This is a genomic window from Coprococcus sp. AF16-5, from assembly GCF_003479365.1.
Lineage (GTDB): Bacteria > Bacillota > Clostridia > Lachnospirales > Lachnospiraceae > Coprococcus > Coprococcus aceti.
The window spans coordinates 50,760-72,315 of record NZ_QUGZ01000004.1; the positions used below are offsets into that span (position 1 = coordinate 50,760).

The 21,556-nt window shown below is 41.8% G+C and carries 19 protein-coding genes and 5 pseudogenes; 11 read left to right on the forward strand and 13 right to left on the reverse strand.

The features are described from left to right. Positions 1 to 26: 26 nt before the first annotated feature. The 10 genes and pseudogenes from DWW70_RS10920 to DWW70_RS10975 all read left to right on the forward strand — a co-directional run. Positions 27 to 821, forward strand: a pseudogene (locus DWW70_RS10920) (ATP-binding protein); the annotation flags it as partial. After that, positions 817 to 993, forward strand: a pseudogene (locus DWW70_RS10925) (MobT family relaxase); the annotation flags it as partial. The pseudogenes DWW70_RS10920 and DWW70_RS10925, both read left to right, overlap by 5 nt. A gap of 48 nt (positions 994 to 1,041) precedes the next feature. Beyond that, positions 1,042 to 1,404, forward strand: a pseudogene (locus DWW70_RS10930) (CD3337/EF1877 family mobilome membrane protein); the annotation flags it as partial. Between the two features lies 1 nt (position 1,405). Next, a pseudogene (locus DWW70_RS10935) lies at positions 1,406 to 1,717 on the forward strand (ABC transporter ATP-binding protein); the annotation flags it as partial. Continuing rightward, on the forward strand, positions 1,707 to 2,549 hold the full coding sequence (locus tag DWW70_RS10940; protein WP_243017715.1) for an ABC transporter permease: 843 nt from the start codon (positions 1,707 to 1,709) through the stop codon (positions 2,547 to 2,549). The pseudogene DWW70_RS10935 and the gene DWW70_RS10940, both read left to right, overlap by 11 nt. Before the next feature lie 20 nt (positions 2,550 to 2,569). Beyond that, a complete protein-coding gene (locus DWW70_RS10945; RefSeq protein ID WP_001814874.1) occupies positions 2,570 to 2,653 on the forward strand; it encodes a 23S rRNA methyltransferase attenuation leader peptide in 84 nt (27 codons plus the stop codon). A gap of 124 nt (positions 2,654 to 2,777) precedes the next feature. After that, complete coding sequence (gene erm(B), locus DWW70_RS10950) at positions 2,778 to 3,515, forward strand: 23S rRNA (adenine(2058)-N(6))-methyltransferase Erm(B) (RefSeq protein ID WP_117479738.1); 738 nt, start codon at positions 2,778 to 2,780, stop codon at positions 3,513 to 3,515. 145 nt (positions 3,516 to 3,660) lie between these two features. After that, a complete protein-coding gene (locus DWW70_RS10960; protein ID WP_118018414.1) occupies positions 3,661 to 3,945 on the forward strand; it encodes a topoisomerase C-terminal repeat-containing protein in 285 nt (94 codons plus the stop codon). A gap of 150 nt (positions 3,946 to 4,095) precedes the next feature. Further along, a pseudogene (locus DWW70_RS15500) lies at positions 4,096 to 4,389 on the forward strand (RNA polymerase sigma factor); the annotation flags it as partial. 178 nt (positions 4,390 to 4,567) lie between these two features. Further along, on the forward strand, positions 4,568 to 5,455 hold the full coding sequence (locus tag DWW70_RS10975) for an IS3 family transposase (protein ID WP_118649851.1): 888 nt from the start codon (positions 4,568 to 4,570) through the stop codon (positions 5,453 to 5,455). 85 nt (positions 5,456 to 5,540) lie between these two features. Here the strand turns inward: DWW70_RS10975 and DWW70_RS10980 are convergent, their stop codons facing one another. The 9 genes from DWW70_RS10980 to DWW70_RS11020 form a co-directional block, all read right to left on the reverse strand. After that, entirely contained in the window at positions 5,541 to 5,747 is a 207-nt protein-coding gene (locus DWW70_RS10980) for a FeoA domain-containing protein (protein ID WP_055147308.1), read from the reverse strand. A gap of 268 nt (positions 5,748 to 6,015) precedes the next feature. Beyond that, positions 6,016 to 7,041: a branched-chain amino acid aminotransferase gene (locus DWW70_RS10985; RefSeq protein ID WP_004853734.1), complete on the reverse strand. Its 1,026-nt coding sequence runs from the start codon at positions 7,039 to 7,041 to the stop codon at positions 6,016 to 6,018. Between the two features lie 185 nt (positions 7,042 to 7,226). After that, entirely contained in the window at positions 7,227 to 7,781 is a 555-nt protein-coding gene (locus DWW70_RS10990; protein ID WP_015533453.1) for a flavin reductase family protein, read from the reverse strand. A gap of 78 nt (positions 7,782 to 7,859) precedes the next feature. Then, the gene (locus tag DWW70_RS10995) at positions 7,860 to 8,999 is read right to left on the reverse strand and encodes an SLC13 family permease (RefSeq protein ID WP_118017636.1); all 1,140 of its coding nucleotides are present in this window, start codon (positions 8,997 to 8,999) and stop codon (positions 7,860 to 7,862) included. Continuing rightward, the gene (locus tag DWW70_RS11000; RefSeq protein ID WP_022216309.1) at positions 8,996 to 9,541 is read right to left on the reverse strand and encodes a domain HDIG; all 546 of its coding nucleotides are present in this window, start codon (positions 9,539 to 9,541) and stop codon (positions 8,996 to 8,998) included. Before DWW70_RS11000 ends, DWW70_RS10995 begins: the two co-directional genes overlap by 4 nt. A gap of 117 nt (positions 9,542 to 9,658) precedes the next feature. Continuing rightward, complete coding sequence (locus tag DWW70_RS11005; protein ID WP_158564589.1) at positions 9,659 to 10,993, reverse strand: glycerate kinase family protein; 1,335 nt, start codon at positions 10,991 to 10,993, stop codon at positions 9,659 to 9,661. 178 nt (positions 10,994 to 11,171) lie between these two features. After that, a complete protein-coding gene (locus DWW70_RS11010; RefSeq protein ID WP_158564590.1) occupies positions 11,172 to 13,073 on the reverse strand; it encodes a fibronectin type III domain-containing protein in 1,902 nt (633 codons plus the stop codon). Positions 13,074 to 13,298: 225 nt separating this feature from the next. Further along, positions 13,299 to 14,789 carry a helix-turn-helix domain-containing protein gene (locus DWW70_RS11015; protein WP_118017641.1) on the reverse strand — a complete coding sequence of 497 codons (1,491 nt, stop codon included), beginning with the start codon at positions 14,787 to 14,789 and terminating at the stop codon, positions 13,299 to 13,301. A gap of 166 nt (positions 14,790 to 14,955) precedes the next feature. Continuing rightward, positions 14,956 to 16,335, reverse strand: coding sequence for an MATE family efflux transporter (locus tag DWW70_RS11020; RefSeq protein ID WP_022216305.1), 1,380 nt, complete (start codon positions 16,333 to 16,335; stop codon positions 14,956 to 14,958). Between the two features lie 492 nt (positions 16,336 to 16,827). Between DWW70_RS11020 and DWW70_RS11025 the strand changes: the two genes are divergently transcribed. Further along, on the forward strand, positions 16,828 to 17,682 hold the full coding sequence (locus DWW70_RS11025; RefSeq protein ID WP_117875367.1) for an ROK family protein: 855 nt from the start codon (positions 16,828 to 16,830) through the stop codon (positions 17,680 to 17,682). A 63-nt stretch (positions 17,683 to 17,745) separates the two neighbouring features. Here DWW70_RS11025 and DWW70_RS11030 read toward each other — a convergent pair whose 3' ends face one another. The 4 genes from DWW70_RS11030 to DWW70_RS11045 all read right to left on the reverse strand — a co-directional run bounded on the left by DWW70_RS11030 (position 17,746) and on the right by DWW70_RS11045 (position 21,509). Next, complete coding sequence (locus DWW70_RS11030) at positions 17,746 to 18,726, reverse strand: glycosyltransferase family 2 protein (protein ID WP_015533458.1); 981 nt, start codon at positions 18,724 to 18,726, stop codon at positions 17,746 to 17,748. Positions 18,727 to 18,736: 10 nt separating this feature from the next. Beyond that, positions 18,737 to 19,885, reverse strand: coding sequence for a glycosyltransferase family 2 protein (locus DWW70_RS11035; RefSeq protein ID WP_118017643.1), 1,149 nt, complete (start codon positions 19,883 to 19,885; stop codon positions 18,737 to 18,739). 117 nt (positions 19,886 to 20,002) lie between these two features. Beyond that, a complete protein-coding gene (locus DWW70_RS11040) occupies positions 20,003 to 20,839 on the reverse strand; it encodes an undecaprenyl-diphosphate phosphatase (RefSeq protein ID WP_015533460.1) in 837 nt (278 codons plus the stop codon). A 157-nt stretch (positions 20,840 to 20,996) separates the two neighbouring features. Further along, positions 20,997 to 21,509, reverse strand: a complete 513-nt coding sequence (locus tag DWW70_RS11045) for a DNA-deoxyinosine glycosylase (RefSeq protein WP_192934988.1) — start codon at positions 21,507 to 21,509, stop codon at positions 20,997 to 20,999. Positions 21,510 to 21,556: the final 47 nt, after the last annotated feature.

Below are 21,556 nucleotides of genomic sequence, written 5' to 3' on the forward strand. Positions count from 1 at the left end.
TTTTCATACCTAGAAAGGATTGATTTATGCGTATGATTTGGAACAAAGGACACCGTATCAGAGCCAGCGACAAGCACCTTGTCTACCACTTTTCCATAGGGACGCTTCTGTTTGTATTCATGGCGGTTCTTCTGCTACTGAACATCAAACAGCTCATGCGTACCGACTGGGAACATTTCAGCTTGTTAGAAAACGGCTTGACGCTTTCCCCTTACAACTTCATAACTGTGCTGATAGCGACTGGTGTTTGTGCATTGGTCGCTTTTCTGTATTACCGCTTCTGTTACGACAGTTTCAAGAAGCTATTGCACCGTCAAAAGCTGGCACGAATGATACTGGAAAATAAGTGGTATGAAGCCGATACCGTACAAGACAGCGGTTTTTTTACTGACCTGCAAAGCAGATCAAGGGAAAAAATCGTCTGGTTTCCAAAGATTTATTATCAAATGGAAAAGGGATTGCTCCATATCCGCTGTGAAATCACGTTAGGAAAATATCAAGACCAGCTTTTACGGTTAGAGGATAAATTGGAAAGTGGCTTGTATTGCGAGCTGACCGACAAGACCTTACATGACGGCTATATTGAATACACCCTGCTTTATGACATGATAGCAAACCGCATTACCATTGATGAAGTATGGGCAGAAAACGGCTGTCTTAGGCTGATGAAAAATCTTGTGTGGGAATATGACGCACTCCCTCACGCTTTGATTGCTGGTGGGACTGGTGGCGGTAAAACTTATTTTCTGCTGACGCTCATTGAAGCCTTACTGCATACCAACGCTGTCCTTTATATCTTAGACCCAAAGAACAGCGACCTTAGGGGACATCTTTATCTATACGTCGGCTGACGAAGAAAAAGGTGTCCTTTTAGAGTTAAAGGGGCGTGGTTGCCGACAGTTTGAAAGTTACCTGCTGGCACAACAAAGAAGTTGGTATGACTTTCTCATGGACGCACTCATAGACGGTGGCGTGATGAAGCGTATCGACCTTACACGCCTTTGATACCAGACCGCCCGTACAGAGAAATGAGGTGGAGTGATGAAAGAAAGGATAAAAGGTGTGTTCACAAAAAAGAAGATTTTCCACTTTCTCAAAATGGCTCTGTTCGTGGTGGCACTCTCCCTTATCCTGCTTTCACTTTTGGGGACGGTGGCTCATGCGACGGGGCTTGTAGACGATACCATAAACGCAGAAAATCTTTATTCAAAATATCCCCTTTCCAACTACCAGCTTGATTTTTTCGTCGATAATAGCTGGTCGTGGCTTCCGTGGAACTGGCTCGACGGTATCGGAAAATCGGTACAATACGGGCTGTACTGCATTACCAACTTTGTCTGGACTATCAGTTTGTATTTGAGTAATGCAACGGGCTATGTGGTGCAGGAAGCCTATAAGCTGGACTTGTGCTTGTGCTAGAGCCTTAATCAATGAACCGAAACTGATTTTAGCTGATGAACCGACGGGAGCTTTGGACTCAAAAGCTTCCAGATTATTACTGGAAACAATGTCTGAAATCAACAAGAAAATGCAGGCTACTATTTTAATGGTAACACATGACCCGTTTAGTGCGTCTTTCTGTGAACGTATTTTGTTCTTGAAAGACGGTAAAATATTCAATGAAATTTTCAGAGGGGAAAAAAGCAGAAAAGATTTCTTCAATGAAATACTGGATATATTAACCTTGCTCGGAGGTGAAGTGGGAAATGTTAGGTAAGTTAGCGTATAGAAATACAAAAAGAAATATTAAAGATTATTTGATTTATCTGATAACCGTTACTGCATCCTTTTCTCTTATATTTGCTTTTAATTTGGTGGCAAATTCTGATGAAATTGTAAAGTTATGTTCCAGTATGGATGCATTTAAGAATTCATTGTTCGCTGTAAATATTCTTATTATTTTTGTGATATGCTTTTTGATCAACTATACAACGAAATTTATGTTTGAAAAAAGAAGTAAAGAATTAGGAACATATATGCTTCTTGGCATTAAGAAAAAAGAAATTGCCCACTTAGTTGTAATTGAAAATATACTGTTGGGAATTTTAGCATTTGTATTAGCTATTCCTATTGGCTTTTTATTCAGCCAGTTTGTGTCGTTAGTAATTGTAAACTTACTGGGTATTCCAAAAACTCTCTTTATTTCTTTGAATTTCGTTTCTATTGGACTATTGATAATTTATTTTTTAACTATTTATGTTTTGGTTTTGCTTAATCTATTAAGAAGAATAAGTAAAATGACGATACGTGATTTTCTTTATTTTGACAAACAAAATGAAAAGAAAATGTTCCGTGACAGTAAAAAAAGAAATGTCATTTTTGTTTTAAGTATTATTCTTGGTGCGATTTCTCTTTTTCTCTGGAATTCACGTTGTACTATGGATAATTTTAATAAGCAAGAAACACTTACTTATTTGATGGTAAGCGTAATCATGTTGATTATCAGCATTTATGGTATATCTACAACTTGTGCAGATATGTTCTTGACTGTTATCTTAAAATTTTGTATAATAGAAATTGAAGTTAAATTAGATGCTAAAAATTTGTAATTAAGAAGGAGGGATTCGTCATGTTGGTATTCCAAATGCGTAATGTAGATAAAACATCTACTGTTTTGAAACAGACTAAAAACAGTGATTACGCAGATAAATAAATACGTTAGATTAATTCCTACCAGTGACTAATCTTATGACTTTTTAAACAGATAACTAAAATTACAAACAAATCGTTTAACTTCTGTATTTATTTACAGATGTAATCACTTCAGGAGTGATTACATGAACAAAAATATAAAATATTCTCAAAACTTTTTAACGAGTGAAAAAGTACTCAACCAAATAATAAAACAATTGAATTTAAAAGAAACCGATACCGTTTACGAAATTGGAACAGGTAAAGGGCATTTAACGACGAAACTGGCTAAAATAAGTAAACAGGTAACGTCTATTGAATTAGACAGTCATCTATTCAACTTATCGTCAGAAAAATTAAAACTGAATACTCGTGTCACTTTAATTCACCAAGATATTCTACAGTTTCAATTCCCTAACAAACAGAGGTATAAAATTGTTGGGAATATTCCTTACCATTTAAGCACACAAATTATTAAAAAAGTGGTTTTTGAAAGCCGTGCGTCTGACATCTATCTGATTGTTGAAGAAGGATTCTACAAGCGTACCTTGGATATTCACCGAACACTAGGGTTGCTCTTGCACACTCAAGTCTCGATTCAGCAATTGCTTAAGCTGCCAGCGGAATGCTTTCATCCTAAACCAAAAGTAAACAGTGTCTTAATAAAACTTACCCGCCATACCACAGATGTTCCAGATAAATATTGGAAGCTATATACGTACTTTGTTTCAAAATGGGTCAATCGAGAATATCGTCAACTGTTTACTGAAAATCAGTTTCATCAAGCAATGAAACACGCCAAAGTAAACAATTTAAGTACCATTACTTATGAGCAAGTATTGTCTATTTTTAATAGTTATCTATTATTTAACGGGAGGAAATAATTCTATGAGTCGCTTTTTTAAATTTGGAAAGTTACACGTTACTAAAGGGAATGGAGATAAATTATTAGATATACTACTGACAGCTTCCAAGAAGCTAAAGAGGTCCCTAGCGCCTACGGGGAATTTGTATCGATAAGGGGTACAAATTCCCACTAAGCGCTCGGGACCCCTTGCAGGAAAATGTCCTAAGTGTGGCAACAATATTGTATTAAAAAAATCGTTTTATGGTTGTTCAAATTATCCTGAATGTAAGTTTACTTTAGCTGAACATTTTAGAAAGAAAAAACTAACCAAAACGAATGTAAAAGAATTACTGGAGGGAAAAGAAACCCTGGTAAAAGGAATCAAAAACAAAGAGAAAAAGCCCTACAATGCCGTTGTAAAAATTGGGGAAAAGGGATATATTGATTTTATCTCTTTTTCAAAATAAACATAAAAGCCCTTTAAAGAGGGCTTTTATATATTAATCACAAATCACTTATCACAAATCACAAGTGATTAATCACAAATCACTTGTGATTTGTGATTCTTAATGATACAATATTACTATGTTTTAGCTTTAAAGGCTCGTACAGACTATATGTTTTGTGCGGGCTTTTTTCATACCCGAAAAAATTTAAAAAATTTTTCAAAAGAGGTCATTAAATCACACCTAGCTGTCCTTATATGGTGCGGAAAGAGGGATAAACACTTTTCAAATCATAAAGGAAAGGAGGTGAGATTGATGAAACCGTCTGACTTCCAGAAAACAGTTCAATGTCGTTTTGAAAGTTGTTTAAAGAAAGTTGTCCGTAGTGTCGTGAAAGATTATTACAAGGAATTAAACCGTCGTAAGAATAAAGAAATATCTTTCAGCGAATTGCCAGATATAATGGATTGGTAGAAAGTAAAAAAGGACGACCAACAAAGGAACCGAGAATGAAAAAATCAACAAATCCATTACCTTTAACAGAATCGGAACGAGAAGAACTGATACGCTTGAGAACTGAAAATGAATATATCAAAGCCGAGAATGAAGTAATAAAAAAACGGATCGCCTTGAGGCAAGAAAAATGGGTTGCGCAACTCAAGGCGAAAAAGCAGCAATCATCAAAGAACTCAGAGAAAAAGGATATCAACTAAAGTATCTCCTAAAAGCAATGCATATGGCTAAATCTACTTACTATTTTGAGATTAACAGAAACGATATTGTTGCCGAACGCAATCAAGAAGTACTAGATGAAATAAAAAATATTTTTGAGGAGAACAAACGCAGATATGGCGTAAGAAGGGTTCACCAGGAACTTATTAATCGCGGGTATCAGGTGAACCATAAGAGAGTTCAGCGTCTTATGCATGAATCAGGATTAGCCGGCAAACGACCAAAGGAGAAATATCATTCCTATAAGGGACAAGTTGGTAAGATTGCTGATAATATAATAGGCAGAGATTTCAGCACAACTTCGCCTTTACAAAAATGGACCACAGATGTGTCTCAATTCAATTTTTCATGGGGAAAGTGTTATATATCGCCAGTGTTAGATATGAATACAAACGAAATCATTTCATATGATTTATCTAGGACTCCTAATCTTGGCCAGATAGAAAGAATGCTAAATAAAGCTTTTGAAAAATTTCCTTCTGTCGAAGGATTAATATTTCATTCTGATCAGGGGTGGCAGTATCAGCATGTCAATTTTAGAAATGCCTTACAAGAACATGGCATTGTACAATCCATGTCACGGAAAGGTAATTGCTATGACAATTGTATTATGGAGACATTCTTTGGAAGATTGAAAAATGAGATGTATTATGGTTATGAGAAAGACTATTCTTCCTTCGAAGAATTCTCACAAGCGGTTGAAGAATATATAGATTATTATAATAACAAAAGAATTCAGGCAAAAACAAAATGGATGCCACCTGTACAATACAGGATAGCATCCATGTGTTCAGCCTAGTTCATAAATATGTGTCCAGGATTCTGGGTACATATCACTGTTCTCCAGCAACTACCGTTTTTTCCCGTTTCTTCTGACTTTCAATCTAAGCCAGCTTTATCCGCTCCGCCGCATCTCTTGTTATAGCAAGTCTTTTTCCCTTTGCCTTGATTATCACATTGCCAAAGTAAGACGATACGACTTGCACCTGATCTCCGGTCTCAAGCTGACATGCGCCGAACAGGGATCTGTCCGCGCAGTTCCAAGCTATCTCACCTGAGAAACCGTTTACTGCATCTGATAATGACATCATAGTAACCACCCCTTCAAAATAATTGATTTCATGAATCATCTTATGTATCAACGCACTATCCGATATACAATTTATCTTTCGTTTCTTCTATTGTCTATACAATTATAACTCTTCAGTGTCGGTGCAAGTCAATTCTAATTGTTAGTATATGGGGCTAATCTTTCTTACACCGAACTAACTTGGATACACAAAAACCCCACCGACATCCGACTTACCATCAGACATCTGTGGGGTATAATGTTCTCAATAATTATTATCTCACACCGAATTACTCGATTACCTTAAGCCATCCCTCTGGGCCTTCGATTCTGCCCATCTGGATTCCTGTAAGAGTATCATACAGCTTCTGGATAACTGGTCCCATCTTCTCCATACCGCTTGGGAAACAGATCTCCTTGCCGTGATCGTTGATCTTGCCTACAGGTGAGATAACTGCTGCTGTACCGCACAGACCGCACTCTGCAAAATCCTTAACCTCATCGAAGTATACTTCTCTCTCCTCAGCCTCAAGTCCAAGGATATCCTTTGCAACTACCATCAGTGAACGTCTTGTGATCGATGGGAGGATACTGTTTGACTTAGGTGTAACTACCTTGCCGTCCTTTGTAACAAAGATGAAGTTTGCTCCACCTGTCTCCTCAACCTTTGTTCTTGTAGCTGCATCGAGATACATATTCTCATCGAATCCCTCTTTGTGTGCTGTAACTATTGCATGAAGGCTCATTGCATAGTTAAGACCAGCCTTGATGTGTCCTGTTCCGTGAGGTGCTGCTCTATCGAAATCTGAAACCTTGATTGTGATAGGCTTTGCACCGCCCTTGAAGTAAGGACCAACTGGTGTTGTGAGGATTCTGAACTGATACTCGTCTGCCGGCTTAACACCTATAACTGGATTTGAACCGAACATATATGGTCTGATATATAATGTAGCACCTGATCCGTAAGGTGGTACATAATCAATATTTGCCTTTACTGTATCTACTATTGCCTGTACAAATCTATCCTCTGGGAAAGGTGGCATCTCAAGTCTTCTTGCTGAGTCTGCCATTCTGCTTGCGTTGAGGTCAGGACGGAAACATACAACACGACCATCCTCTGTTCTGTAAGCCTTCATTCCCTCGAAAACTGTCTGAGCGTACTGAAGAACACCTGCGCACTCGTTTAATACTACGTTAGGATCCTCTGTGAGTGTACCCTCATCCCATGCTCCATCCTTATAATTTGCTACAAATCTCTTATCCGTCTGAACATAGCCAAATCCAAGGTTTGCCCAATCGATATTCTTCTTATCCATATCTACATCTTCCTTTCACTTTAGCTTGTGCTTTTTTGTATGTGTCTGTTATATCACATTATTTCGCCTTTTTCCATATGTATATTTAACATTTGCTTGAAAAATTAAGGTTTTTCTTCCAAAAACGGCTAATTTTTTCATGTTACAATGTACAATTTGATGATTTTCCCAAGTTACAAGCTTTCCTACTTCAACTTATTACCCTCTGAGAAAGCATCGCCAACCCTGTCGCCGAGTGCAAAATATCCATGTCCGATGGTGTCAAACACGATCGGATGGAACTCTTCATATGTGATCTCGCCGTCATCGCCCAGGATACGGTCGTCTGCAACAACATTTACAATCTCGCCGAGGAACTTGTCCCCGTCTATGATCTCCTTGAGCTTGCACTCCATTGTCAGTGAAAGCTCGTTGATGACTGGAGCATTTACAAACTCGCTCTTTCTGGTTGTAAAACCAGCCTTCTTCATCTTGTCTGGCTCGTCATTTGCCGACACGATTCCCACATAGTCACAGGCTGCCACATGCTCTGCATCAGCAATGGCAACTGTGAAAGCTTTGTTCAGCTTTATATTCTCGGTAGTCTTATGACTTCCAAGGTCAAATATGATCTCATTTGCTCCGACTATTCCGCCCCATGCCGCATTCATGACATTTGCATTGCCATCGGCATCGTATGTTCCGATCATCATGACCGGCTGTGGCACCAGCATAGGTTTTGCACCAAGATTCTTACTCATATTATCTGCCTCCTTAATTTGAAGAAACTTACCATTCTATTTTATGACTACTGCCATCTAAGGGCAATATTTTTCTGGCTAAAATATTATTCCCCACATGCATATAAGCACCGCCAGGAACAGCACATTTGCAAATGTGAAATACGCCAGATATCTTCCTCTGGCACCCTTGTCCTGTCTCGCCACATATTTGAATGAGATCAGACTCGCCATAGATGCTATCAAAGTTCCAAGTCCGCCGAGATTGGTACCGACTATCAGGTCTGTGTACCTGTCTGTAAATCCTGACAGCAATACTGCAGCCGGAACATTGCTTATGACCTGACTGGCAAGGACCGAAGTTATCACCTCATGCCCACCAAGCACCTTCTCTACAAATGTCCTAAATCCATCGATTCTTCCCATATTTCCGATAAACACGAAGAATCCCACAAATGTGAATATCAGCGAATAGTCTACCTTCAGCAGCAATCTTCTCTGGCATATAAGGACTACCACAAGCACTACCGCAAATGTCACCCAGTATGGGACGATCCGCGCCACGGTGAGCAGCGACAGCACAAATAGTATGCTATATATACCCACCAGCTTCCTGTTCACCTGTATATCACTGCCTGAAAGTCTGATCTCAAGCTGCCTGTTTTTTCCTTTCATGCATACTATGACACATATTACAAGAAGCGCTGCCGATGCCACTGTATATGGCAGCATAAGCAATACAAACCTGCCTGCGCTGATCCCTGCAAGTCCGTACAGATACAGGTTCTGCGGATTGCCTATGGGTGTCAGCATACTGCCAAGGTTCGCAGCTATGGTCTGGAGGGTTATCACCGGCACCATCCATCTGGTGAGTACTTCCTCCCCTGCCATACCAAGGACCGTGAGTGTCATCGGTACAAATGTTATGAGCGACACATCATTTGTGATAAACATGCTGAAAAAGAAACACATGAATATCAGGACAATTGTCACCGTCCGGAGCGAACCCATACGATTTATCATACTTTTCGCTATGATGCCAAACATCCCCTGCTGTGAAAATCCCGCGACCACTGTCATAAGACAGAAAAGTATCGCAAGTGTCCTGAAATCTATGTAGTCCACATACGCGCTGTCCGGAGGCACGATAAATGCCGATATCACCGCCAGCAGAAGTGCCACGGTGAGCACTGTCTCTTTGCGGACAAATTCTCCGATTTTCTTTATACCCCCGATCATGGTCTGAATGTCCTGAGTGCCTCTATAGTCTTGGTGATCAATTCATCAAGTGACCAACCAAGCATATCTGCACCTCTTTCGATGACCTCCCTGGAGCATCCCGCAGCAAATCCCTTGCTCTTGTATTTCTTCTTAACTGACTTGAGTTCCAGATCTTGAACACTCTTTGATGGTCTCATAAGTGTAACCGCTCCGATAAGTCCTGTAAGCTCGTCCACAGCATAGAGAACCTTCTCCATCTCATGTTCTGGTTTTATGTCAACCGTGATACCATAGCCATGGCTTGCCGTCGCATGTATGATCCTCTCGTCAACACCGTGCTCTCTCATGATCTCCTGGGACTTGATGCAATGCTGCTCAGGATACTGTTCAAAGTCCAGATCGTGAAGCAGTCCGACTATTCCCCAGAACTCTTCCTCATCGCCATAACCAAGTTCCCTTGCAAAATACCTCATGGTTCCCTCTACGATCTGTGCATGCTCCAGATGAAACTCATCCTTGTTGTACTCTGTGAGTAATTCCCACGCTTCTTCTCTTGTCATCTTTTTATTCTCCTCGTATTATATAGTAGTAAATTTATTTCCTTGCATATCTCTTCATTTTTTGCAGAAAAAATTCACACGCCTCTGATTCTGTTTCAAACAAATTCAATCCCATATCTATCTAAGCAGTGCAGGTCTGCACACACGTGCCGACATCTGTTCCTTAAGTTCTGTGATCTTTGCGGCACACGTCGTCAAATTCGCCGCAGCATTTTCAGGCTTCATCGCCGTTCTCACCTGCTCCGAATCACTGTCATCTATACCAAGCACATTGTTCACTGCGTAACACTCATTGAACAATCCTTCTTTGACGCAGTTCTCCGCACCATCCCCAAGACATCCTCCTATGGCGATCACATATTTGCCGTGTTTCTTTGCAAGCTTTGCGACTCCCAATGGGGTCTTGCCCATCATGGTCTGGGCATCTATCCTGCCCTCACCGGTTATGACAGTATCTGCCCACTCTACATCCGCCTCAAGCCCTATCTCTGACAGAACTATATCTATTCCCGGCATAAGTTTTCCACCTAGGAACATGAGAAACGCATATCCAAGTCCGCCCGCAGCGCCAGCACCCGGAGTGTTTCTGTCAGACTTTCCCTCAGCTGATCTTTCCACAACGTCAGCATAGTTTTTCATGTAGCCATCCATGATTTCCACCGTCTCCGCATCTGCACCCTTCTGCGGTGCAAATACACGGCTGCACCCTAGCTCCCCCACAAGGGGATTAGTCACGTCACAGGCGATACTAAATGTACAGCGTGATAGTCTGTATGCAAAGTCATCATCATCTACACATGACTCATCGACAGCACCTGCACCAGATATCGCAGCAGTGCCTACAATTGGCGTATCGACAGGATCTGCTACAGCCAGCTCTGATGAATTCTTACGGACAAGCATCTTCCCTGGAATAACAATCCTTTCAAGGACTCCAAGCCCCTCTGCCCCATATGGCACCTCATGACCATTCACGTCAAGACAGGAAAATCCAAGAGCCTGAAGCATTCCTATCCCGCCGTCATTCGTTGCACTACCACCTATCCCGATGATAAAACGCTCACATCCCTTTGAAACAGCATCATTTATCATCTCACCGACACCATATGTAGTCGTATGCATCGGATCTCTCCGGTTCTCCGGAACAAGTGGAAGCCCCGCCGCCGCTGCCATCTCCATGACAGCAGTTCGCCCGTCTGCGGCATTATATATTGTATATTCCGCAGTGATCCTATCACCAAGCGGTCCGGTCACATAACATCGCTCTCTGCTGACACCATCTCTTCCATATATAAGAGCATCAGTAGTGCCCTCTCCGCCATCAGCCACAGGACGTACCCTGACCTCTGTATCCGGCAATATTGACTTTATTCCTTTTTTTATGGCATTCCCCGCTTCAAGACTCGTCATGCTTCCCTTGAAAGAGTCAACCGCCACAAGTATCTTCTTCATAATAACTCCTGTCTGTATACTGAAGCACCAGCCATCCATCTTTGTACATGGCTGAAGCTTCACATCGCCTTTGTATATTATAATACCATCTGCAATTTTTGCACACCAAAAGTGGGGCGTATACAAAACTGTTGTTATGTTCTGTATACGCCCCGTTGTTCAAAAGGATGTAATTAAGCTATTTTACTTTAACTGATTTCGCCTTGCTCCACGCAGAGTAAAATGTCACTGACTTTCCATTTATCTTTACTGTCTTGTAGGTTCTCACACGTACATAGTATGTCTTTCTACTCGCAAGCTTCTTGACACTTGTTCTGATCGTCTTGTTCTTGCTTACAGTCTTTACCTTTGTGCCACTTCTGAAATTCTTATTTGCACAATACTGTAACTGGTAACCCGTTGTCTGTGTCATCTGCTTGTTCCATCTGACTGTCATGCTGCCCTTGCCGGACGCAGTCGCAGCAATGGTGGTTCCCTTCGGATTTATGGTGAAATACATTGTCTTCGAATCCTTATATTTATTTCCGCACAATGTGACCTTGACCGAATATTTTCCTACATTTTTTCTCCCCGCACTGTAGGTGGCCTTGTAATCCTTATTCTTTGTCAGAATATTCCCAGCGGCATCTTTTACTGTAACCGCCGGTGTTCTGACCTTTCCATTATATACATACGAAGCCGCATTAAGCTTAATTGTAGACACCTTGGATATTCTGGATGTCGAAAGCTTTTTGCCGCATGACCTACACGTTGTGGTGATGACGCCAGCCTTCGACATTGTTGCTTTTGTTGTCACAGTGTTCACCTTTGTGGCGTGCTTACATACGGTCGTCTTTGCTGTGAGGACGCCAGACGCGGCATTACTATACACCACGTAAGTGTTCTGTATATATTCAAGCTCACCGGATACCTTGTAACCCTGTGACAACATATACTCATTGCTGTAATACTGGTCTCTTGTAAATGAAACATTGTCTTCTGACTTCTCCACCATATAATATGATGACACATTTCCATACTTGTCTGTCACATCGCCAAGTACACCTGCTATGTCATATTTGAAATATGCATAATCTTTGTAGTTATTATCTATTGAATTATATAAAAATACACACTTATCGCCCGTCTTCTCCTCAATGTACACATATGCAGGTGAAGAGGATCTTAAAGAATATCCGGCAACAGATTCTTGTGTATCGGTGTATCCACACTCCTCAGCGTTGAATGTACCCTCTGTAGTCTTCAGCTCATGCATATAATACTTTCCATCGTTTCCTGGTATAGGCATGAGCTCATACTCTGTATATATACGCACATTCTCTGCCTTTATCGTTCCATCTGGATTATACTCGGTACGCACCCCCTCCGTCACAGTATACAATTTCTTATCATCAGCTTTTTTGTACACCTGACAAATGTCACCTTCACCGCTCAGATCAATCTCTATGCTCTGTATCTGCTCATAGTTCATTCTGGTTGCCTGTGTCTTCTGAAGACCTGTCAAACCATTTACAGCAAAACAATCTGCAACCGTTGTGTTCATGGCCAGAACAAGGTTGCCATCCGTCTTTCCCGCAAATGCGTGTACCTCAGCATTTCCGCTTATCTTGAAGTATGATCTTGTTCCCTCCGGCTGTAAAACTATTGCGTCAGTTGACTTCTGCTTCTCGTTGACATACAATTTACCGTCACCAACGATTTCCACAGAACCGCCATATCCATCTCCCCATGCATACAATGCACTTACATGACTCGTTCCCACGAGCTTGATCTTAAAATCATCGCCCATCATATTGGTAACGACCCTGTAATCCGGCAAATTACAATTGGTGAGTGTCAAAGTGTTCGTACTCTTGTCATACACCGCACCTTTGGCACTGGTAGTTGTTCCTGCCTGCGGAGTCCTGAAGCTGTACACATATATCGCTTCGTTATTATCCGGATTGTAGAACTCAACATATGCAAAGCTCCACTCCTCATCCTCACACGGGCCATTGTTTGCGGCCATCGCCGCGACACCGCCTACCGTCAGAATAAAAATAAACGACAGCAGAAATGTCAATCTCCTGAAATGCTTCATAGTCATTCCCCCTTCTATGATATTCTTCGTCTACAGGTAAGTAACTCACCTGTTGTTTTATGTCATAGATTATAGTCATCTGCTGTCGTTTTCATAACGTTACATATGTCTCAATATGTGCTATATATTCAATTTTACATTCATTCATCACTTTTATCTAATCCATATGTGTATTTTCAATCTGGCACACTTATACTTCCATAGCAATCAACTCTCACGCAATCATCATTCCTCATGCCATCCATAATAATACTGAATAAGGCCTACTCTGGTCTTCGTTCCAGTCTTCTCATTCATGGAAGATATATGCCTATATAGGGATGCCCTTGATATGTACAGCTCATCCGCTATATCCTGTACACTGCCATCAGATACAAGCAGCTTCTGCAACACCTCCCGCTCACGTCCAGTGAGGTGATGAGCATCTGCAAAGCATTCAAAATCAACCTCAACTCTTGCGTTAGAATTCTCCGCCGATTTCGTCACTTTTTCTTCATCATATCGTCTATATTGTTCCTTCTGTAGATTTTCAAGCACAAATACCGCAATGCTTATAAGTACGAGCAACAATATGACCACTACACTCATAACCATGATTCCGGGGAAATCTATCAGCATATATGATATTATTCCCACAATACCCGCACCAATGTTGTTGACTGCCCTTCCGGCACCAGACCAAAGCGCTGACCAACGCATTCCATAGGATACATTTATGAATCCTGTCGTGAAATACACTACGAAGAATCCGGCTGCAAGATAGAATACAATCAGACCTATGATAAATGCCCCTCCAAACTCTATGATAAGCATGGCTATAACGGACAACACTGTAACGCAGTACATCATCTGATTCATAAAGCGCTGATCTTTTATATCAAACAAGAAGCCTGCTGCAACTCCGCTTAATGCGAGAAACAACCTTGGCCATTGCCCCACATCTGCCCCGCCCTCAGCGTGGACAACGGTCACAACATTATCCAGTGCGGAAAATATAAACGTCATAAGAAGAACAACCATCACAAGCGCCACAGCCACCGATCCGCTATCAGGAGTTGTTTCGTCACATTTTTCTTTGCAATCCGTTTTGTTCCGCTCATCTACCATGTATGTGTCCACTTCCGCTTCTGCGTATTCATCTCTGGCCAGAAAAAGTATCACTGCAAGTGCCACTATGGCCAGCGAGAACATAACCATACGCAGGATCACATTGTCTATAAGATTATAATTGATATACTGCAGAAGCAGTCCAAGTGCATATGAAATTCCCACAATTACCGTAAGATGCTTTCTATCCGTATAATCGCGGCTCACATCGTGATACACGCGTCCTCCCATAACACCACACACAATAAAGAATATAATTCCATATAACAGTATCAATTTGCCGGAACACAGTATTATCGCTGCGAGCGCGGCAACCTCCACTATATTCAAAGTAATAATTATTATCTGTTTGATTTTGCTGCCGACATATCTCTCAATCAGTGCATATATGAATAGTCCCACCGCACTGGCCAGCAGTATCACACTCTGATACAACAGAACACTTCTGGCATCCACAAACTCCGCAGCTCTGCTGTCGAAGAAGAATTCCATACCCAGAAATACAAAGCTGAACAGAGCCAGCGAGATCACACTTCTGATATGCGCCGGTTCAAAGCCTTTTTCATTATTATTTATTTTTTCAACATCCACTGATCTTTCCCCTGACATATATGGACATCTCCTGTTTATTCTGTATTAAAGATAATATAGCGCTGAATTTTTGTCAAAATATAAAGTATGCTAATTCATAACACCTATGCCCCTTGGAGTATCAATGTGATTGAATCGAAGAAGGACGCCCCCCAAAAGGCGTCCTTGCTATATTAATTATTATCTATGCATTTTCCGTACCGTCATCTTCTCTCTGACACTTTCTTATATACACAGAAAATCTCACAGATGCGGTGAGTGCTATCACAATCCATGTAAATATATTCGTATACCACACTCCCCAGAATCCCATCTTTAACACATACATCAGTATCAGTGCAAATACTATCCTTCCTCCCACCTCAAGAGCACCATTCAGCATGGAGAACACCACATCCCCCATTCCATTTAATGCGCCTCTCATGGTATATATCGTTCCAAGTGCAATATACATACTTCCGGATATCACAAGTCCCTTTGCGCCAAGCCTTATGACATTCTCCTCCGTCACGAAAAATCCCACAACATTTTCCCTGAAAACTGCTACCAGACAGAACAATGCTGCACCAAGAGCCAGCGTGATGAGCTCTGTCTGCCATACCGCTCTGCGCACCCTTTCGTACTTGCGTGCACCACAGTTCTGTCCTGCAAATGTAGACAATGCAAGTCCCAGAGAACTAAACGGCTGGAATATGATTCCCTCAACCTTTCCTGTTGCAGTATATGCAGCCATGACCTCCGGACCATATCCATTTATAAGGGTCTGCAGTATTGAGCAGGATATTGATATCATGGAAGTCTGAACCGCCATTGGTATACCGATACTGAAATCTTCCTTCATTATATCTCTGTCAAACTTGAAATGGCCTCTCTTCAGTCTGAAATAGGGATTGGTTTTCACCGCATAACATATAGAGCCAACGCTAGACAGGATCTGACTGAGAACCGTTGCATATGCGGCACCGGCAACGCCCATATCCATGTATATGACAAACACTATATCAAGCACAACATTTATGGCAGAAGCAATCATGAGAAATATAAGAGGGGTCTTTGAATCCCCAAGTGCCCTTAGCACAGCAGAAATTCCGTTATAAATAGCCACCGCTATCGTAAATCCACAGGTGATCCTCATGTATGTATATGCGTAGTCAAATGTCTCTGCAGGGGTCTTCATGAGCCTTATAATAGGCCCCGCAAAACAATATCCCAGTATACTCATGAGTGCACCAACCGCCAATATGACAAACAATGCATTTGCTATGGCTTTTTTTACCTGCTCTTCTTTCTTCGCTCCAAAATATCTTGATATGACAACACCTATTCCAGATGCCATTCCATTGCACAAAGAAAAAAACAGGAAACTGATCATTCCAACTGATCCCACACCGCCAAGCGCATTTGCCCCTAGATGACGACCAACCACTATCGAATCAACCAGGCTGTATACCTGCTGAAATAGATTGCCTATAAGTAGCGGAACTGAGAACTTCATGATCAGTTTCATACTGCTTCCCTCTGTCATATCCATAACATATTCTTTTTTGTTCAATACCTTTTCCACTATGTTTGCTCCTTGTATATATTTAGATTATCCATGATATACAAACTCATGAATCACCTTGCAGATTTTCATAGCAGCACCATCCGTATTGTAATCCCTGTGTATTAACCCATATGCCTCATCATAACATAAGTTATGCTAAGGTCAAGAAGCTAAATGGCTAATCTTCTATATACTCAACATAATCTCTTTCATCAGCGAAAAGCTGGTACTCTCCGTCCACATATCCCATATACCCTTCCGAAACAAAATATCCTTTTATCATGATCACGCCTCCTGTACACTTTATCTTCCAAGCTTCAAGCCTCTATCAAGCTCCTTAATATGGCTCTATCTTATCTTGTCAAGTGTCCAAAAAAGCGTACACCAATTCTCTTTTATATTCCACAAGTACCGACGCAAATCCGGGCTTGAAGATAAGTGACACGGCATATATAATGTATATAATTTTGAAAAATTTCTGCCATATAAACATGGCACCAAGGAGGAAATATGTACTACGGCGCACTTGAAGCCGGTGGCACCAAGATGGTTTGTGCCATAGGCGATGCAGACAAGAATATAATAGACAGAATATCCATACCGACGGGCACACCTGACCAGTCCGTGCCTGCCATGATAGATTACTTTAAGAAATATGACATATCCGCTCTCGGAATCGGTACATTTGGCCCGGCCGACATCAATCCTAATTCCCCTACCTACGGCTCCATCATGAGGAGTCCCAAGAAAGATTGGGAGGGATTCAGCCTTTACAAAGCATTTACGGATGCGCTTGGCTGCCTGGTTGTGGTGGACACAGACGTAAACGCAGCAGCCTGGGGTGAATACCTGTATGGAGCACTGAAAGGACTCAACTCGGGAATGTACCTCACTGTTGGAACCGGCATCGGCGGCGGTATAATATCCGATGGCAGACTCATTCACGGCATGGAACACCCGGAGACAGGCCACATCCTCATCCCTAGACGAACCGGAGATGATATACCATGTACCTGCCGATTCCACCAGAGCTGTGTAGAGGGTCTTGCATCCGGCCCTATGCTTGAGCGCAGAACCGGAATGAAAGGCAAAGACATCCCAGCCGACTCACCGGTATGGGATCTTGAAGCATTTTATATAGCTGAGGCACTGGTCAACTACACCATGTGCTACTCAGTTGAGAGGATCGTCCTTGGCGGCGGAGTCATGGACAACAAATTCCTGTTCCCTATGATCCGCAATTACTACACTGAACTGCTGTCGGGTTACATTGACATGCCACAGGTCAAGGACACCGACACATACATTGTTCCCGCAGGGCTCGAGGGAAATCAGGGCATCATAGGTGCTATGAACCTGTTCTGATACACACATTTGTCCACAAAAAAACAGTTTCACCGATCGACTGGTGAAACTGTTTTTTCTTTTCTATGCTGTTGCCTTCTCGTACTCCTCAAAGGTCTTATCCATTATAACCTTGTACTTGCCATACTCGGTCTTGTTGTAGAAGCACTCCTCTGAAAGACTCTTGATACCAAACTCCTCGAACCACTCTTCCTTAAGCTTGTTGAACAGAACCTCCTTCTTTGGTCCTGTGATGGTCTCCAGATGCCACAGACTGAAATGCAGTGCATAGTTGATGTAATCCTGCTCATACTCCCAGAAATTGCCGTGTGCTTCAAGCGCCGCCTTGAGTGCCACAAGAGCCTCGTGGAAGCACTGCCATGACTTCTCTCTGGTGTTGGACAATGACTTTGGATTGTTTCTTCTCTGGTGTGCAAGCACCTCGTCCACTATCTCTATATTTGTTGCAAATGCTATCGCTGAAAATACGAACAGCATATCATTCGAAGTTCTGAGCTGCTGGAATCGGAAATGGTTCTCCTCAACATATTCCCTGCTGAAGAGCTTATCCCAAGCCCATCCCACAAATACCTTGAATATATTTCCCGTGAAATTACGAAAATACATTGGTCTGTACGGTGGAAGCTCCTTCTCGTGAAGTGTCCATCTGACCTGAACAAATTCCTGAAGATCCTCTCTATACTGATCTGATCTGAACACAACTACCTGAGCTCTGGTCTCGTGAGCCTTGCTCCATGCCTTTTCCAGCATGTCCGGCTCAAAGAAATCATCGGAATCCAGAAATGAAAGATACTCTCCGGTCGCGATCTCAAGACCTTTGTTTCTCGCTGCCCCGGCTCCGGCATTTGCCTGCTGTATAACCTTTACACGCTGATCCTTCGCCTCATATTCCTTCAATATCGCCAGAGAATCATCTGTGGAGCCATCATCCACGCAAATGATCTCTATATCCTTAAGTGTCTGACCCACTATGCTGTCCATGCACTGGCGCAGATAATCAGACACATTGTAAACAGGAAGAATAACTGATACCTTTGTACCCATAGCTTTACCTCTATTTGTTTCGACTAAATAAACTCTTGATCTTTCTAGGTATGAACATAATGACCGCACCGATCCTGAATGTAGGTGTCTTCTTCACTCTGTCCAGATCTGCACGGGTCTGATGAACCAGACCACGGAGTCTCTTGACTTCTCTCTCAAGCTTGCGCTCACGATCTGTACATCCGATTCTTGTATAATAGTAATCGTCAGGGGACTTGATGATAAACTGGATGTTCGCCCACTCAAGCTTTGTAAATATAGTCTGATCAATCTCCTGCATCTCCATTGCTCTCTTGAACTCGGAGCTGTATCTTCTTATATAATCCTTCTTGAATTCAGGTCCGATTCTCCTGATCGTCTCGTTGTAATTGTGGTATTTCTTGAGCCAGTATACGCCTCTGAAACGCTCCCAGATCTCAGGATCCTTTACAAGTATATCTCTGATGTGATCATACTCAACATTGACACAGTATACCTTCTCTCTGCTGTGAACAGATGAATTCGGGTTATCTCTGCGGTTCATATAATATGGCTTGTTCACTATCATAGCTCTCTTGGCATATATAAATGTCTGGAACCAGAAACCATTGTCCTGGAATGATGCTCCCGGAGTCTCGTTGTGTCTGATATGATACTCCTCTATGAAGCTTCTCTTGTAAATTCCACTCCATGTGTTCATAATGAAACGGATCGCACTTGGTGTCTCGCTTGGATTGAACACAACATTATAATCCTCTGCATTCGGTGACAAGTGGTTGTACACCAAAGTCATGTTGCCATTGTCATCGTTGCGCTTAAATCTATAGAAATCTGCCTTTACAAGGTCAAGGTCGTTCTCAACCGCCTTGTTGTACAGTTCCTCATACATATTAAGTGGCACAAAATCATCAGGCTCAACTATACCAATATACTCACCTGTAGCCTTATCAAGACCGATATTCATGCCTATTCCATAACCGCCATTTTCCTTGTCAACAATAATGATACGGTCGTCTTTCTCCGCATATCCCTTTAATATTTCAAGTGAACTATCTGTAGATCCGTCATTGATACATATGATCTCGATATCCTTCAATGTCTGATTTACAACACTATCCATACACTCCACCAGATACATCTCTACGTTATATGTTGGAATGATGATTGAAACCTTTGCCATCTTTCTTCTCCCATAAAATTTTATCACAATGTTAGTATGTGCTATAATGCACAATTCATGGGCATTATAGCACATACTATATATATTATGCAATTTTTGATTTTATTTATTTATAAGCTATGCAAATAAGGCAAAATATGCAAGAACTATAACTCCGAGCACGATCCTGTACCAGCCAAATATCTTGAAGTCATGCTTCTTGATGTAGCTCATCAGGAACTTGATGACAACAATGGATACAAGGTATGCAACGACACAACCTATAATAAGTATAGCGAACTCAGCACTTGTAAATGACAGTCCAAATTTGATCATCTTCAGAGCACTGAGTCCGAACATAACCGGAACCGCAAGGAAGAATGTGAACTCCGCTGCTGCCACTCTTGATACACCGATGAGCAGGGCGCCTATGATGGTGGCACCTGAACGGGATGTACCCGGTATGATGGAGAGCACCTGAAACATACCTATAAGAAATGCTGTCTTGTATGTTATGTCGTTCAGCGTCTCAACCTTCGGTGTTCTGGTCTTGTTCCAGTTCTCAATCACAATAAATGCTATTCCATAGAAAATAAGGGCAATCGCTATGACAACCGCTGTGTGCAAATGCGCCTCTATGTAATTATCAAACAGTATCGTAACTATCGCTCCAGGTATACATGCAACAACTGTCTTGAACCACATACTCCAGGTATCTTTCTTCATGACAGGCTGTGTCTTGTCTTTGAGCTGGAAAGGCCACATCTTATTCCAGAATATGGTCACGACAGCAAGTATCGCTCCAAGCTGTATCACCACGAAAAACATTTCCTTGAAATCAGTGCTCGCATTCAGTGAGATAAATTCATCCACAAGAAGCATATGTCCTGTGCTACTGATCGGGAGCCACTCTGTGACTCCTTCCACGATACCAAGGAATACTACCTTAAGTATCTCGATAAAACTTAATGCCATCTCTTCTCTCTCCTTTTAACTTCATTATGAGTATTCTATATTCACAGCGGATATCTGACTCCATCCGGCTGCGGTCTCTATGATAACATATTCTCACTCGTTGTACATCATTCTACAGAAAGCTTTTGAAAATGTTATGTATGAGTTTATCTTCTGTCTATAATTTGCATATATCCGGTATCTCAGCACCCCAGATGTCAACCAGCTTATCCACCGAAAACGCAGCATTTGCCGGGCTTGTGGACGGAAGTACAACAGGTTCTATGCCAAGTATCTTCTGCTGATATTTTGCATAATACTTTCCTGAGGTCTTGCCGTTGCATATCACTTTTGTGACCTTGGAAGCTTCCACTATCTTCGACAGATCCGTGGGCGTAACATTCTTTATACTGCTGTCGCTTGAACCTATGATGTCACAACTGTAGATCGCATCCCACAGGGCTATGTGGTGTGCATGCAGCATGGCTTTCTTCTCATCTATGGTCACCGGAAGTTTCTCGCCAAGCACTCTGCTGATGACCTTCCAGAATCTGTTCTGCGGATGTCCGTAGAAGAACATCTGCTCCCTGGACTTCACCGATGGCAGGCTTCCCAGTATGAGTATCCTTGATTTCTCGTCGTATAGTGGGGGAAATGGATGTACTATATGTTCATATCTGTCCTCTGTCAATCTTCTCACCTCTCAGATAATATTCAAATAACTTTTTCCATTTTTCT

Coding starts and splice junctions, on each gene's coding strand:
- DWW70_RS11040 (WP_015533460.1), bottom strand. CDS start 20,839: ATGGCATTAAGTTTTATCGAGATACTTAAGGTAGTATTCCTTGGTATC.
- DWW70_RS10995 (WP_118017636.1), bottom strand. CDS start 8,999: ATGATCGGGGGTATAAAGAAAATCGGAGAATTTGTCCGCAAAGAGACA.
- DWW70_RS11005 (WP_158564589.1), bottom strand. CDS start 10,993: ATGAAGAAGATACTTGTGGCGGTTGACTCTTTCAAGGGAAGCATGACG.
- DWW70_RS10990 (WP_015533453.1), bottom strand. CDS start 7,781: ATGAGTAAGAATCTTGGTGCAAAACCTATGCTGGTGCCACAGCCGGTC.
- DWW70_RS11000 (WP_022216309.1), bottom strand. CDS start 9,541: ATGACAAGAGAAGAAGCGTGGGAATTACTCACAGAGTACAACAAGGAT.
- DWW70_RS11025 (WP_117875367.1), top strand. CDS start 16,828: ATGTACTACGGCGCACTTGAAGCCGGTGGCACCAAGATGGTTTGTGCC.
- DWW70_RS11010 (WP_158564590.1), bottom strand. CDS start 13,073: ATGAAGCATTTCAGGAGATTGACATTTCTGCTGTCGTTTATTTTTATT.
- DWW70_RS11030 (WP_015533458.1), bottom strand. CDS start 18,726: ATGGGTACAAAGGTATCAGTTATTCTTCCTGTTTACAATGTGTCTGAT.
- DWW70_RS11015 (WP_118017641.1), bottom strand. CDS start 14,789: ATGTCAGGGGAAAGATCAGTGGATGTTGAAAAAATAAATAATAATGAA.
- DWW70_RS10980 (WP_055147308.1), bottom strand. CDS start 5,747: ATGATGTCATTATCAGATGCAGTAAACGGTTTCTCAGGTGAGATAGCT.
- DWW70_RS11035 (WP_118017643.1), bottom strand. CDS start 19,885: ATGGCAAAGGTTTCAATCATCATTCCAACATATAACGTAGAGATGTAT.
- DWW70_RS10945 (WP_001814874.1), top strand. CDS start 2,570: ATGTTGGTATTCCAAATGCGTAATGTAGATAAAACATCTACTGTTTTG.
- DWW70_RS10975 (WP_118649851.1), top strand. CDS start 4,568: ATGGGTTGCGCAACTCAAGGCGAAAAAGCAGCAATCATCAAAGAACTC.
- DWW70_RS10940 (WP_243017715.1), top strand. CDS start 1,707: ATGTTAGGTAAGTTAGCGTATAGAAATACAAAAAGAAATATTAAAGAT.
- DWW70_RS10985 (WP_004853734.1), bottom strand. CDS start 7,041: ATGGATAAGAAGAATATCGATTGGGCAAACCTTGGATTTGGCTATGTT.